Consider the following 14,944-nt stretch of genomic DNA (forward strand, 5'->3'; position numbering starts at 1 on the left):
TTGACGTTTGAGATTTAAGTTCGTTCTAAAATCTAAAAACAAAAATCTAAAGCTCAAATCCCTCGTTGTGATTATTTCACGTCTGTGACGCGCCAGCTAAGTTTCAAATTAACCCAGAAATTCCAGATGGTAGCAACTGCGATCGCGATCAACTTAGCTAAATACTGATTTATTTCCAAGATATTATAGAGAAAATTAATTATTAGAGCTTGTAATATAACTCCTGCCAAACAGACCGCGCTGAACTTCAAAAATCGCTTGAAACGTTGATGCAAAGCACGTTGCCTTTGAGAAATATCACTAAAAGTCCATACGTCATTCCATAGGAAATTATTTACGATTGCCACTCCGGCCGAAAGAATCGTACTGCGAGTTAAACCTAAATGAATTACAGTACGCAGTAAGTGAAACACCGTTAAATCCACAAACACACCACTAAAGCCAACAAACCCAAAACGGACAAATCGACCGACGGGGAAATTGACTTTTCTACTCAATCGTCCTACTTTCCCTGTGGAAAGCCGCAATCGCACTAAGTGGTGGATGTAATCTATATATTGCTTCCATGTCACCTTACTCTCACCCTCTTTGCGTTCGCAAAATACATACCCAACCTCGGCAACTTGGTCTACTTTTCCCCGGCCAATTACTTCTAGAAGAATTTTATATCCAACTGGATTGAGTGTCGCACCTGCGATCGCACTCCGGCGCACCATAAAATAACCACTCATCGGGTCAGAAACTCTGCCCACTACCCCCGGTAAGATTACCAAGCCTAACAACTGAGCGCCACGAGACAAGAAACGCCTAACAACACTCCAACTACTAACACCGCCTCCTTCTACATGACGGCTAGCTACTGCCAAATCTGCTCCCTGATCAATATTATGCAACAGTTGTATTAATACCTCTGGTGGATGCTGTAAATCTCCATCAATCACCCCCAGTACACTCCCCGTAGCTGCTTGCCACCCACGAATCACCGCTGAGGACAGACCCCGTTCTTGTTGGCGTCGCATCACTCGCAACTGGAGGTATTCTGTCGTCAAAGATTGCGCTATCTCCCAGGTTCGGTCTGGGCTATCATCATCTACTACTATTAGTTCATAGTTTCCTGCAATAGATTCATCCAGTAATTGACTCAATATACTGACTACATTCTTGATGTTGTCACGCTCTTTATAAGTAGGAATCACTAGAGAAAGATGAATAGAATTATCATCATCTATACCCACGGGGTTGGGGGGCAACTCTGAAATCTTTAGTGGGCCAGTTGATACTGGTAACAGCGAGTTGGATGAGTTTGTTTTCATATTCCAAATTGCAAAACGAGGGTGTGTAAAGTCCGTGGAAAATAGAATCAAACATCTGCTGACTTTATTGACTAAACCTAGTTGCTCAAAAGTTGAGGAATCCTTTTGTTACAGTTAGTTGCCCTGAAAGTTTAGTAATTCCCGCACTTCGATCCCAGTATTTTCCTAAATTAATCTAAATTTTACATTTTACCCCTTGTTTTTATGATAATATATGAAAAATTACGTATTTTTTAGTAAAATATCGTGTAATTTTAAGTAAACTCAGTCAGCAAATATACATTTTATTCAGCATATCTTTATAATTTTTTAATGATACTACGGGGAATATTATTTTAGTATGGAGTATCGTAAATCTTGGTAATATGCTTATACATTATTGTTTTTACAGCAAGGTAAGAAGAAAGTGCAAATGCTGATTACATAAGCTTGTTACACCCGTAAAAACTTATTTGTTGATGCAATAAATATTCAATTAATTAAACACTACAAAACAAAGAAAAATCAAAATTTTTCTTTGATAAATAGTTATAGCTATTTGTTAACCATAAAAGCAGTTATAAATTCCTATTTGATTTTTGAAAAAACGAACTACTCCATCAAGGTAAAAGGCAGTTAATGTTTCGTTCTTACCAGTTTTTAGAAGTAATTTGATTAACCAAACGAGACTAGATATGTACAGTCTCGTTTTGGAAGATTTATCAACGTTTCGCAATATCAAAAATAAGCTTAACAAAAATTAATATGTTACTAAATAAGTATACTGTTTAGTAGACACTAAATTGAAAATATGTCAAAAGTAACACTATAAAATCCCCCGATAGGGCATTGCAAAAAACAGAAAAATTTTGTTTGTTATTAAATTAGATGGCGTAGTTTTATTGCTTGTTTTGAGTAAATGAACCACTAAGAATACAGGGTAGATCATGCATATTCCTGATGGATTTGTTTCTATTCCGGTGGCAGGGGCTACTGGTTTAGCGAGTGCGGCAGCGTTGTTTGTTGCTTTCGGGCGATCGCAAGAGGCTTTTGGGATTCGTCGTGCCCCGATATTGGGACTCACCACCGCCTTCATTTTTGCTGCCCAGATGATCAATTTTCCAGTAGCAGGAGGTACTAGTGGTCACTTGTTAGGGGGAACCTTAGCTGCGATCGTTTTAGGCAGTCCTTGGGCAGGAACGTTGTGTATCGCCACAGTTTTAATTATTCAAGCTGTGTTATTTGCTGATGGTGGTATTACTGCCTTGGGAGCAAATATTTTGAATATGGGAGTGATTGGTGTTTGGGTAGGCTGGGTTTTAACCGAAACCTTGCAACGGTTGTTTGGCGGATCTAAAGGGCGCTTACCTTTGGCTGCTGGTATAGCAGGGGGTGTAAGTGTAGTGGTAGCTGCGATCGCTTGTGCCATTGAATTAGCCCTCTCTGGAACTGCACCTGTAGCGATAGTTTTACCAGCCATGACTGGTGTGCATATTTTGATCGGTATTGGCGAAGGGCTGATTACCGGGGGTGTGCTGACTTATCTGGCCACCGCTCGACCAGATTTATTGCCAGGGGAACAGCAGGAGTTTCGCGGCTGGTCAGTGCCTATTGTCACTATTTTCTTAATTGCGGGAGTACTCTCACTCTTTGCCTCAGCATGGCCTGATGGTTTGGAGAAAGTTGCCGAAAATACGGGCTTTATCGACTTAGCCCAGAAAGTACGGATAATTGTGCCGACTCCCTTGGCTGACTATGGAATTGAGGGCTTGGGGGCAATTGGCACTAGTATCGCTGGGCTGGTGGGAGCTGCGGTTTGCTTTGCTGTTGCCTTTGGAATTGCCAAGGTAGTGAAACCGAAGAATGCTTAAACTTTCCTTACCGCTACGCTTGCAACTGTCTCTAGTGATTGTGGTGGGGGCAGCTTTATTAAAGCATTCTGCCTGGTATGGACTAAGTGTATATGGCGCGATCGCAATTTTATGGGCTTGCTTCTTGCGCGTACCAATTCGCCAATTGGGAGGATTACTCGGCACAGAATTGATTTTTTTGTCATTGTTAGCATTGCCCCAGGGATGGGAACGAGCCACTTTTTTGCTAGTTCGTTCGCTAGTTTGTCTGGTGACGATGAATAGTTTTTTGTTAACCTTACCCCCCACAGTTTCGGCATTGCCCTTAAAACGTTACCAGTACCAGCACCTTTAAAGGAAAACTTGTTGTTAGCTGGGCAATATATGGAAATTTTGCTTTCAGAAGTAACGCGAATGCGGCGCAGCGCTCAACTACGCGGTCTGAATGGAACTACGGGATGGTTGCGCTATGCCAGTGCTGCCATGATTGGAGCTTTATATCTCCGTAGTCTAGATCGAGCAGAGCGAGTCTATGCGGCAATGGTAGCTCGTGGTTACAACGGACAATTACCAATAGATTCTACCCTCAGACCAAAAGAACGTTTTGCCCTATTACTAGCTTGGGCGATCGCTGCTAGCGTAACCCTAACTTCTTACAAAATTTAACCCACTCCCCAGTAGAGACGCGATTAATTGCGTCTCCATTCCCTTACATATTAAGTTTGTAAATTTTGAAATCATTGACTTCTAATCCCCAATTATCAACCGATAATCCCCATGCAGCTGTAGTCGAGGTTGAGAACCTGGTGTATGCATATTCCCACCAGGAGCCAGTATTACAGGAAATATCTTTTACCTTGAACAAAGGCGATCGCGTCGCATTGATGGGAGCAACTGGTTCGGGAAAAAGTACCTTGTTGGAGAACCTAATCGGCTTAAAACAACCGCAATCTGGGAAAATAACGATTAATGGTATTCCCGTAGAACCACAAACTTTAGCCCAAGTACGTCGTCAAATTGGCTTTAGCTTCCAAGATGCCAACGACCAACTATTTATGCCGACTATCTTGGAAGATATTACCTTTGGGCCACGTAACTATGGGATATCACCAGCAGAAGCAAGCGATCGCGCCTACCAGTTATTAGCTGATTTTGGTCTAGAAGCTTACGCCAATCGTTCCGCCCACGAACTTTCTGGTGGACAAAGACGCCTAGCCGCCCTAGCCTCGATTTTAGCCCTAGAACCAACAATTCTAATTTTGGATGAGCCAACTAACGGTCTCGATCCAGCATGGCGGCGTCATTTGGCGCAAGTATTATTAAAGTTACCTGTGCAAGCGATCTTAATTGCCTCCCACGATCTCCATTGGCTAGGCAGAGTTACTCAACGCGCTTTAGTACTGTCTGGTGGTCGTATTCAAATAGACAGCGATATTCAACCACTGTTACAAGATGGTGCTACTTTAGACCAGTTGGGTTTGCCGATAGATTGGTGATTTGGGCATTGGGCATGGGGAAAGGGAAAGGGGAAAAGGGTANAGGGGAAAAGGGGAAAGATTAAATTTATTCCTTTTCCCTTTAACCTTTAACCTTTTCCCCTGCTCCCCCTGCCCCTCTGCCCAATCCCCTCATTTACCCGTAATATTGGATACTATATTGTGGGTTGAATTGCCTTTGGGGTGTTAATGTCTGTTTTACGTAAATATACTGTTCTTACTCCTGTTAGCCTAAGCATTGCTTTATTAGTTACTAGTTGCAGTGACAATAAAGTTTCCCAGTGCCAGCGACTGATTCGAGTTGTCAATGCTGGAACTTCTCTAATTGATAAAAATAAAGGAACACAAGTGATAACTAGCATACAGTTATCTAAAGATTTAGACTTTGTGACTAAATCCATTGGAGAACTGAAGCTAAAAGATCCGAAGCTGAAAGAATTTCAAAGCGGTTTTGTGAAGATTTTTCAAAATCTTAGTCAAGCGATCGCCAAAGCAGGTAAAGCACTTGGTGCAACCAAGACAGCACAAGCCTCAGAATCTGGAAGAGTAAAAATCCAAAAGGCTAGAGCCGAAATTGATTCAGCACTGACAACAGCTACAACTCTTGGCAAACAGTCAGATACATTAGTGAATCAGATGAATAAGTATTGTAGCGAGCCAGAATAATCTATCTGAGGCATTGGGCAGAGGGGAAAAACTTACTGTAACTTCTCCTCTGCTCTTTCATTCTCCCACTGACACGGTGATGCCTCTCGGATAGACAGTAACTTTTATCACTTTTTTTCAAAAAATTTCCTGATATACACCAACTTTATCTGTCAAAAGAAGTATTGGTGCAAGTCAAATGAAATACCAGGAGTGATATGAGTCTACTGATGGTGAGTGTGCTGGCAACAGCGCCAATATCTGCGCTCAATTTACCAGAAAAGTCCGTAATTCTGCCAGAAAACCCGGTGCAGCAGTCAACACAGGATAATTTATCTCAAGTTGTCTCACCTGCTGAAATTACACCACCTGAATTCGTACAACCAGATATAACCACCTCGTCAGCGATCAAAAATAAGTACGAGAATATACTTAGAAAAAGTAGAGAAAAAATTCAATTTATCAGTTCCCCTAACTTACCTGAATTAAAAGATACTCAACCTGTAACAGAAGTTGTACAGAACCAGGAAAGTACAGAAGAATTTCCCCAATCTCCTCATCCTCCAGACTCAGACAACCCAATGTCTCAAGTCACCTCAGTATCGCAACTCCAGGACGTGCAACCCTCCGACTGGTCTTTTGGTGCTTTGCAGTCTTTAGTAGAACGCTATGGCTGCATTGAGGGATACGCTGATGGGACTTATCTGGGGAATCGTAGCATCAGCCGTTATGAATTTGCGGCTGGTTTAAATGCTTGTTTGGAGAAGATTAACGATGCGATGCCTGCGGTGGTCACTGAGCCTGTCCTGAGCGTAGCCGTTGGCGTGGTCACTGAGCGTAGTCGAAGTGCAGCCTCTTGTAGAGAAGAGCGCAGCCGAAGTGCGGGCTACGCCTACACTAACAATAAAATTAATAATGTTAATAAGGAAGATTTAATCTTGCTGCAAAGATTACAGGGCGAGTTCAAAGCAGAGTTGCAGCAATTACAGCAGCGTGTTGAAGCTGTGGAAAAGCAGACTAGTGAATTACAAGGAAATCGGTTTTCCACAACAACCAGATTATTTGGTCAAGCGATTTTTAGCGTGCAGGGAACCAATAGCCCCGACGTGGATTTGTTTCCGAGAGATGGAGTACCTGAACGCCAGGGAAAAACCAATGTGACTTTTACAAGTAGCGCCCAACTAACCTTAGCAACGTCATTTACAGGACGAGATTTGCTATTAACAGGGCTGTCTGCGGGTAATTTGGGTTCTAATGCATCGTTGTTATCTACCAATATGGGGCGGTTGGGTTTCGAGTCAAATACAAACAACAATCTAGTTATTAGTGACTTATCTTATCGATTTCTCGCCTCGAATAACTTAGGAATTGTCGTCGGTACGGCGGGAGTCAATCCGATAAACACCTTTCGCGGTATTAGCCCTTTAGAAGGTTCTAGCGATGGCGCAATTTCTCTATTTGGTCAGCGGAACCCGATTTTAGGTATTGGTAACGGGAATGGTGGTATAGGCTTTGACTGGCAGATTAGCGATCGCATCAGTTTACAAGGCGTTTATAGTGCCGAAATACCCAGTTTTCCTGGCGACACCAAGCAGGGCGGACTATTTGGTGGTAGATATACTGCTGGCGCTCAGTTAAGTTTAGCACCCACAAATAACGTCGATGTCGGCGTACATTATCTCTATTCCCACTCCCCAGATGGCTTACTGGGAGGTGGTATTGGTGATTCTCAACTGATTTCACCTTTTGCAGATCCTACAGCTTTCGATACCCAAGCTATTGGCGCTACCGTTGCTTGGCGAATTAACCCTAACTTGCATTTGGGCGGTTGGGGTGGCTTTACTTCCTCCAAGCCATCTAAACTTTCTGGAAGTGTAGAAACTACTAACTGGATGGTGTTCGCGGCTTTTCCTAATTTGTTGCGTCCTGGGAATTTAGGGGGCGTTCTCGTTGGACAACCGCCCAAAATTACTTCCAGTACTTTACCCGACGGCTTCAATTTTCCCAACTTTTCTGATGGGGGGACAGCAGGTGGACGTAGTGACACATCAATTCACGTCGAAGTTTTTTACCGCGCCCAACTGAGCGACAATATCGCCTTGACTCCAGGCTTATTCGTTATTTTCAATCCCGATCACAATGCTGCTAACGATGCACTAATCGTTGGGACATTAAGAGCAAGTTTCCGGTTTTAATTTTGTACTGATGTAAACGTAATAAAATACGCTATTTAAATACTGATTAGTTCAGTATTAGATGCTTTCACGATCCATTAGGAGCAAGGAAAAGTCATGCGTAAACATACGCGTATTTTTTTTGTATGTGATTAAAGGAGCAAATTTTTCATGAAATTAAATTCATCAGTTCAGTTGGGTTGTGTTCTTGTTAGCAGCAGCAGTTTAGCCGCAGTCTTCATCGGTTTAGGTGGAACAAGTGCTTCTGCTCAAATCACAATTCAAAGCACTGGTACATTATCGGGTACTATCCAACTCCCCAGAAATAATCCCAATTTCAATCAAAGCACTACTCGCATTGATACAGATGACACGGGGACTTACTCGCGGAACTTAGGTACTAAGAACAATCCTAATTATGTTCCTATATACAAGTCAGACTATGTGCAGGTACAAACACGCTCTGATGGTAGTCTGCATTATTTTGTTGACTTTAAAGGCATTCCGATTGTCTCCTTTAATGGCGTTCTCACTTCGCCGATTCTCTCTGGCGGTGAGTTAACACCCTATAAATACCAGGGACAATTGGCAGGAACCACATTTCAAGGAGTAGTTCAGGATGAATTTAATCTCACAAAAGCCTTATACACTGGTACTGTCACCGATCCAAACACTGGAAACCAGTATCAAGGCACTTTTGAAGTGAGTGGATATGGAGTGCGATATAGCGATCGCAATGGTAGCGCCACCCCCACAGTCTTTGATTTCAAATCCGATCTCCCAGGTTCGCCAAAGGTGACATCTTTGGAAATGACTAACTCACCCCTAGCAAGAATACAAATCAAAGTACCTGCAACTGCAACTCTCATAACTCCCCCACCAACTACTGGTAGTGGTAGTACAACCACTCCCCCACCAGTAAGTAGCGGTGGTAGTACACCGACTCCCCCGCCAGTAATTAGCGGTGGTAGTACACCCATTCCTCCATCAGTAATTGATGGTAGTGCGATCGCTCCTACACCTGTAGTTGGTGGTAGTGCGATCGCTCCTGCACCTGTAGTTGGTGATGGTAGTGCGATCGCTCCTGCACCTGTAGTTAGTGGTGGTAGTGCGATCGCTCCTGCACCTGTAGTTGGTGATGGTAGTGCGATCGCTCCTACACCTGTAGTTAGTGGTGGTAGTGCGATCGCTCCTGCACCTGTAGTTAGTGGTGGTAGTGCGATCGCTTCCTCGACACCTACAACCTATACATCTGAATCTAATTCTCCATCGCTCTCTACTACACCTAATATGGAATTCAGTAGCGGTAATTCTCTGGAGATAAACCCTGCAACCCTTGCTCAAGCTGCTTGTTCACAGGATTCTGCTAAGAGTTGTGCAATAACTTCACGCAAACAAGCGATCGGTCCTCGTAGTCGAGTGCTACTGCGTTAGTTAGGAACTTTTCAATAAAAAATATCCAACTACTTCTTGTGGGGCGGACGAGACGCCCGCCCCTAACCAAAGGCTAACTTGACAAAAATTTTGAATGCTTCTGGAACTCTAGCAGGGCAAAATGAAATCAATATAATAGTTAGCACAGAGGCATACATTGCAATTAAAAAAGCCCACCATCATATATTCGCGGCGTTTTTGTTGCTAAAACTACCTTTCGGTAGTATGTTTTACCCTGATGATTTTCTGGCTATACTAGTAGACTTAAGCCGATTGATTGATAAATTTCATCCTCCAGCATAAAATATACAAAAACTCTAAGTTTTGGACATATATCAGTATGCATTTACTTTTAACTGACATAAAAATCTTGTCCGATCTTGGAGACAATTAATTTTCTTGGAGGCTACAAAAACTCGATCAATCACTAAGGTTAATACTAACACTACAAAGTGAGTCTATATCAATCAAACATCTTTTAAGTAAGCACCTATGAAAGAAGAATTGATAGCCAGAGTTGTGCAGGTCTTGCAAATTAATATGAAGTGGATGACTTGGAATTTATTTCTGGCTTTTATACCTTTGGCTTTGAGTGTCTGGCTATTTCGCATGAGGCGTGGCGGCACTTGGCTTTGGTGGCTAGGATTCTTAGTTTTCTATGCTTTTTTACCAAATGCACCATATTTGTTAACCGATGTAATTCACTTAATAGATGATATCCGCACCATTCAATCGGTATGGATGATTACTTTGGTACTTATTCCTGTATATTTGCTAGTAATTTTAGGTGGATTTGAAGCTTATGTAATATCGTTAATTAATTGGGGTCACTACTTACATCGTATTGGTAAGAGCCAATGGATTTGGCGCGTTGAGACGATTACACATTTTCTTTGTGCTGTTGGTGTTTATTGGGGGCGATTTTTGCGTTTCAACAGTTGGGATTTTATTACTCAACCCGATGCCTTACTAACTAAAGGGGTAGAAGAAATTTTGGGAAAACAGCCCTTGGTGATTATTGCTATCACCTTTGTGGTACTTGCAGGTTTGTACTGGATTATGAAACGAGTAACTTTAGGTCTTAGCCAACGAGATAGTAGAATCGGCGTCAATTCAGAACGCGCAAACTCTAACACGCCGAACATTTGATGAACGTGGCGATTTAGGCTTTTAAATTTGGGCTTTTAATTAGTAATTCCCTTGATGAATATTGCCTATCAAAAGAAAGATGCAACTCAACCCTCCTTGAGGTGAAATAAACTCATAAGCAAGGGGTAGTTATTACTTCTAACTACTGAAGTTTTCGTCGTGCTGCTGCTAAAATCAGACGTTGTTCAGCACGAGCGATCGCTTGATATGTTCGTTCGACTGCTTCCGGTTCAACAGAAATGGAAGTAATACCCCATTCCACTAATTTATCAATAATTTCTGGATAGAGGGCTGGTGCTTGACCGCAGATTGAACAAGGTATATCGGCACTTTTAGCCATTTGGATCAGTTGAGCGATCGCACTCATAACGGCTGGATGACGTTCATTAAATACTTTGGCTAGCTGCCCTTGTTCTCGATCCACTCCTAGCAATAATTGGGTCAGGTCATTTGTACCAATAGAAATTCCGGCTACACCTGCTTTCACATATTCTGGTAATAAAAACAAGACACTTGGTACTTCTGCCATCATCCACAATTGAAACTGTGCCACTTCGGTTAAAAAAGCTTGCTCAACTTTGCGACGGCAAAAAATAAATTCTTCTACAGTCCGCACAAAAGGCAACAGTAGGTTGACATTGGTGTAACCAGCTCGCTGTACGCTTGCCAAAGCTTTCAGTTCCAACTCAAATACTGCGGGATTTCGTAAATAGCTAAAAGTGCCGCGTTCACCTAACATCGATTGGGGCGAAGATTCTAAACTATCACGCAATGATGGTAAATCTTGCGATCGCCAATCTAAAGAACGATAAAAAACTGGTCTTGGTGCAAAGGCACGAGCAAATTGCATAATCTGCTCAGACCATAGCTCTAACAATTCTGCCTGACGCCCGCTTAAAATCCAACTATTGGGATGTTGCCCGTTCAATATATTTAGTACCATCAATTCGGAACGCAACAATCCCACTCCATCCACAGGCAGGTTTTGCACTTGTTCTATTAAAGTGAATTGACTCAAGTTAACCAGCAGTTGGGTAGCAATCATAGGTAGATGAGACGTAACAGCAGGATGAGGCACTTTCGGATTGGGGTGATGGGAGGAAAGAAGATTTTCTTCTCTCCCTCTCTCCATCTCCTCCTTTGAGTCTCCTTTGATGCGATAAACTTCTCCTCTGTCGCCATCAAGCAGCAATCGTTCGCCAGTTTGGATTAAAGTTGTGGCAGATGTTGCATTTACTACTGCTGTAATACTTAATTCTCTAGCTAGAATTGCCGCGTGACTGGTTAATCCCCCTTGTTCTGTGATAATACCACCAACTTGTTGTAATAATGGCAACCAATCAGGTGTAATGGTTGGTATTACTAAAATGACTCCCTTCGGTAGTTGTTCGGGTTTCTGTTGCGGATTAATAATTACCAGGGCAGTGGCTGCAACCCGTCCCCCGGCTGCTCCTAGTCCCCGAATGAAGTGTAAGTGGGGAATTACAGATTGTGAAGGACTAACTTGTGTGATGTAGAGCTTTCCAGATGTAGTTTGCTCGGCGATAGTCCATTTAATGGTAAAGGTTTTACCTAGTTCACTTACCAGTTGAGTTCCCAGAGCAATTATTTGTTGTAAGTATTCTTCTTGTAAAGAGTACTGTTTTTGTTGGGCTTCTGGAAGTAGATAGGTAATCAGACAGGTGCGATCTGTTGTTAACGCTGAGTTCGGCACGGGTTGCGAAAAAACTTTAGGCGCTGCATCATCAACGCCATAAGCCAGCATTTTATTGCCCAGTTGTTGCTCAAGCACAACCCCAGTTTCCGGTTGAATGTAGTAAACATCTGGCTGGACTTCGCCAAGAGCGATCGCAATTCCTAATCCCAAAGTAGCTTCAATTTCCCACCCAGAGGCATTGGTTGTGAGCGAGCCACTGGCGATCGCATTTTCAACAGGTTGCACCAAAACTGCGAGATTAATTTGTTGCAGATTAATTCCTAAGTGCTGCCAATATAATAGACTCCGAGCTCGAAATATTTGACTCCAGGTACGTTTTAGAGCCAAAGCGATCGCTTCCGGTTCGCACTGGCAAAATACCGATTCCAGTAAACCCGATATATTGTTGTTTATACCTGGAGTAGCAGTTGATACTGTTAAAGAAGGTCGAAGAATCAAACAGCTAGTTTGCCATTCTCTAGCGGCTTGAAAAATTGTACTCACCCACTCCTGAGTTACAGTCGCAGTCAGAATTTCTTGGCGCAAGCGGCTAGCCACCTGCTGAAGTTGACGCCAATTAGTGACATCAAGATGTAGCGAAGAATGGGGTAAGTCAGCTACTAATGATTCTGAACTATTGAGATTTTCGAGAAATTGCCGCAAAATTTCTGCCGAAACTACAAAACCAGGCATCACCGGATAGCCACGCTGGATAATTTTGCTCAAGTAAAAGGCTTTATCACCTACTTTGGCGCGGTCTTGTAGTTTAATTTGATCTAGCCAGTAGAGTTTATTCACTCAATTTGTTAGTTGTCTATTTGTAGCCACAGCCATTTCTTTTTGGTATGTTATCAGGTTAATCCACTGACTTCTGAATAAAAAGTACTCAGGACTTACAGCAGTTTTCTTTTGGATGAATTATAAAGTTACGGGTTTTGAAGCAGGATAGAGGAAAATTCCGAATGGGCTACGCCCCGCTGCGCTAACAGGAGTCAAAAATCAGAAGTAAAACAGGCTTGATAGCTGGCTTTGAGACGAATCGTTGTGTACTTCAGTAACTTGAAATACGCTGTATAGCTGATTTGCTCTACTTATACATGGTCGGATCATATTTCATTGTTGAGTATATAGGTTAAATCTAACAATTTAAGGTATAATTTTGTAGCTCATTCATTTTAAATAGTCAAACAACTATTTAGCAAACTTAAAATTCATGTAGTTTGCCCAAATGGCGATCGTTGCCACAATTTAACAATGCAAATCTCCATTTATTTACCAGAATAATATTATCTTGTTGAAAAATAATCCTAATAATGGAAAATATTAATTCTCCGTTTCAAAAGCATTCCTGAATTGATAGATTCCAAATATTGAGATAGGCTACTGCACTACACCCATTAATAAAACATTAGAATAGTTTTGTACTTTTTTCATAAAAATATTACGATTTAACCTAGTATATAGAATTCTCCATATCAGACTAAACATTGTCAAACACTTACTACCTTGCAACTAATGATTGGCTGAATATCAGCTTCCGGCTATGTATTGCATTGCTGATTGGAGCAATCATCGGCTTAGAACGTCAAATTAGGCGCAAACCAGCTAGGTTTAAGAACTCACATGCTGGTGAGTTTAGGTTCAGCCTTATTTACCTTGATAATCATGCAAACAGAGGGACTACAAGCTAGTCCTGATGCACTTAGCCGAGTGATTCAGGGGATTGCAGCTGGTGTAGGATTTCTCGGCGCTGGAGAAATTGTGCGCCAATCTTCCCAAGAGTCACAGCAACTTGAAATTCACGGACTCACCTCAGCAGCAGCTATTTGGGTTTCGTCTGCATTGGGAATTGCTGCTGGCTGTGGTTTATGGCAGTTAGGATTAATCAGTGCTATGCTGACTTTCTTGGTTCTCAACGTTTTTAAAAGGTTAGAAAAACATCACAAAAAATCAGAGTAGAGGCATACAGATGGACGCTATAAATCCCCAGATGAAAATGTCTTTAAATAAATTTTTAATTTTTAATTGTTAACTCTCCTGCTTTCACCAAAATAATTTGGGAGGACTTCAACCATTGGGAATCAAATGAACCCAAGTGAGTGGTAGTAATCAGGGTTTGAAAGCGGTCTTGAATGGCATCAAGCAATTGATTTTGGCGGGATAAATCTAGTTCAGCAAGAACATCATCAAGTAATAGTAATGGTGGCTCTTTAACGACTTCTTCAATTAATTGTAATTCAGCTAATTTTAAAGCTAGAACCAGCGTTCGTTGTTGACCTTGAGAACCATATTGGCGAGCGGGTGTCTGGTTAATAGTTAATTCTATTTCGTCTCGATGCGGGCCGACAAGAGTCGTGCCTTGGTGCATTTCAGCAACCGCTCGCTGCTGAATTTTTGCTAAAAAAGCTTGCTGTACTTCTTCTGGATGGTTATCTTCTAAAGGAATATTCGGCATGTACTTGATTTGCAGAACTTCTGTACTGCCGCTGATACTGCCGTGCCAGGTGGTAGCAATGGGAGCTAATCTTTGAATGGCGCGATCGCGTCGTCTAATTACTCTAGTTCCTGTGGTCGCTAACTGTGCATCCCATACCGCTAGTTCTGATTGCTCTGTATCCAGTGCTGAGTCTTGAGTTTTTTTTAAAAAGGCATTGCGCTGGCGTAACACATGGTTATACTGCTGCAAAATGTGAGCATAAACTGGTTCCAGTTGAATTAATAGTGTATCTAACCAGTTGCGGCGACCTTCCGGGCCGCCGCGTACTAGTTCTAAATCTAAGCTGGAAAATTGGACTGCATTGAGAACGCCGAGAAAATCCATTTGACGGCGGATAGATTCGCCATTGAGAGCAACACTACGGCGACCATTGCGGCGTAGGGTTAAGGTCAGGTCACTAACACCTGTTTGTCGTTCAAGGGTGGCATCAATTTGGGCTATGGCTTCCCCCTCTTGAACTAAATCGCGATCGCGGGCCATGCGGTGCGATCGCAATGTCGCCAGCAACTCCACCGCCTCCAACAAATTTGACTTTCCCTGAGCATTATTACCTACCAAAATTGTTTTGGCAGCAGTAAACTCAACCTTTTGGTCTTGATAATTGCGAAATTGTCGGAGGTTTAGAGTTCTTAGGTACATAACGAAAAGTTAGGAGTGAGGAGTTAAGAGTTAGAAATTATGAGTGAGGAGTGAGGAATTTTAAGTTTTGAG

Annotated in this window: 10 protein-coding genes and 2 pseudogenes; 9 read left to right on the top strand and 3 right to left on the bottom strand. The window is 42.3% G+C overall.

Features of this window, described 5'->3' with window-relative positions:
• Positions 1-71 precede the first annotated feature (71 nt).
• Complete coding sequence (locus QUD05_RS17410; protein ID WP_289797168.1) at positions 72-1,313, bottom strand: glycosyltransferase; 1,242 nt, start codon at positions 1,311-1,313, stop codon at positions 72-74.
• A gap of 926 nt (positions 1,314-2,239) precedes the next feature.
• On the opposite strand from QUD05_RS17410, the gene QUD05_RS17415 reads away from it, so the two are divergent.
• The 8 genes and pseudogenes from QUD05_RS17415 (at position 2,240) to QUD05_RS17450 (ending at position 10,040) form a co-directional block, all read left to right on the top strand.
• Entirely contained in the window at positions 2,240-3,163 is a 924-nt protein-coding gene (locus QUD05_RS17415; RefSeq protein ID WP_289797169.1) for an energy-coupling factor ABC transporter permease, read from the top strand.
• A pseudogene (locus QUD05_RS17420) lies at positions 3,156-3,808 on the top strand (energy-coupling factor transporter transmembrane component T family protein). Before QUD05_RS17415 ends, QUD05_RS17420 begins: the two are co-directional and overlap by 8 nt.
• A 65-nt stretch (positions 3,809-3,873) precedes the next feature.
• The gene (locus QUD05_RS17425) at positions 3,874-4,638 is read left to right on the top strand and encodes an energy-coupling factor ABC transporter ATP-binding protein (protein ID WP_289797170.1); all 765 of its coding nucleotides are present in this window, start codon (positions 3,874-3,876) and stop codon (positions 4,636-4,638) included.
• Between the two features lie 189 nt (positions 4,639-4,827).
• Positions 4,828-5,304, top strand: coding sequence for a hypothetical protein (locus QUD05_RS17430; protein WP_289797171.1), 477 nt, complete (start codon positions 4,828-4,830; stop codon positions 5,302-5,304).
• A gap of 197 nt (positions 5,305-5,501) precedes the next feature.
• The gene (locus QUD05_RS17435) at positions 5,502-7,478 is read left to right on the top strand and encodes an iron uptake porin (protein WP_289797172.1); all 1,977 of its coding nucleotides are present in this window, start codon (positions 5,502-5,504) and stop codon (positions 7,476-7,478) included.
• 150 nt (positions 7,479-7,628) lie between these two features.
• Positions 7,629-8,891 (top strand): hypothetical protein, encoded by a 1,263-nt coding sequence (locus QUD05_RS17440; protein WP_289797173.1) that lies wholly within the window; start codon positions 7,629-7,631, stop codon positions 8,889-8,891.
• Between the two features lie 78 nt (positions 8,892-8,969).
• On the top strand, positions 8,970-9,194 hold the full coding sequence (locus QUD05_RS17445) for a hypothetical protein (RefSeq protein WP_289797174.1): 225 nt from the start codon (positions 8,970-8,972) through the stop codon (positions 9,192-9,194).
• 189 nt (positions 9,195-9,383) lie between these two features.
• Complete coding sequence (locus QUD05_RS17450; RefSeq protein ID WP_289797175.1) at positions 9,384-10,040, top strand: DUF1361 domain-containing protein; 657 nt, start codon at positions 9,384-9,386, stop codon at positions 10,038-10,040.
• A gap of 142 nt (positions 10,041-10,182) precedes the next feature.
• Here QUD05_RS17450 and QUD05_RS17455 read toward each other — a convergent pair whose 3' ends face one another.
• The gene (locus tag QUD05_RS17455; RefSeq protein WP_289797176.1) at positions 10,183-12,534 is read right to left on the bottom strand and encodes a putative PEP-binding protein; all 2,352 of its coding nucleotides are present in this window, start codon (positions 12,532-12,534) and stop codon (positions 10,183-10,185) included.
• Between the two features lie 689 nt (positions 12,535-13,223).
• On the opposite strand from QUD05_RS17455, the pseudogene QUD05_RS17460 reads away from it, so the two are divergent.
• Positions 13,224-13,695, top strand: a pseudogene (locus QUD05_RS17460) (MgtC/SapB family protein).
• A gap of 55 nt (positions 13,696-13,750) precedes the next feature.
• Here the strand turns inward: QUD05_RS17460 and recF are convergent.
• Positions 13,751-14,872 carry a DNA replication/repair protein RecF gene (gene recF, locus QUD05_RS17465; protein ID WP_289797177.1) on the bottom strand — a complete coding sequence of 374 codons (1,122 nt, stop codon included), beginning with the start codon at positions 14,870-14,872 and terminating at the stop codon, positions 13,751-13,753.
• Positions 14,873-14,944 lie beyond the last annotated feature (72 nt).

This window comes from Nostoc sp. GT001 (genome assembly GCF_030382115.1).
Classification (GTDB): Bacteria; Cyanobacteriota; Cyanobacteriia; order Cyanobacteriales; family Nostocaceae; genus Nostoc.

Coding starts and splice junctions, on each gene's coding strand:
- QUD05_RS17415 (WP_289797169.1), top strand. CDS start 2,240: ATGCATATTCCTGATGGATTTGTTTCTATTCCGGTGGCAGGGGCTACT.
- QUD05_RS17435 (WP_289797172.1), top strand. CDS start 5,502: ATGAGTCTACTGATGGTGAGTGTGCTGGCAACAGCGCCAATATCTGCG.
- recF (WP_289797177.1), bottom strand. CDS start 14,872: ATGTACCTAAGAACTCTAAACCTCCGACAATTTCGCAATTATCAAGAC.
- QUD05_RS17440 (WP_289797173.1), top strand. CDS start 7,629: ATGAAATTAAATTCATCAGTTCAGTTGGGTTGTGTTCTTGTTAGCAGC.
- QUD05_RS17450 (WP_289797175.1), top strand. CDS start 9,384: ATGAAAGAAGAATTGATAGCCAGAGTTGTGCAGGTCTTGCAAATTAAT.
- QUD05_RS17410 (WP_289797168.1), bottom strand. CDS start 1,313: ATGAAAACAAACTCATCCAACTCGCTGTTACCAGTATCAACTGGCCCA.
- QUD05_RS17430 (WP_289797171.1), top strand. CDS start 4,828: ATGTCTGTTTTACGTAAATATACTGTTCTTACTCCTGTTAGCCTAAGC.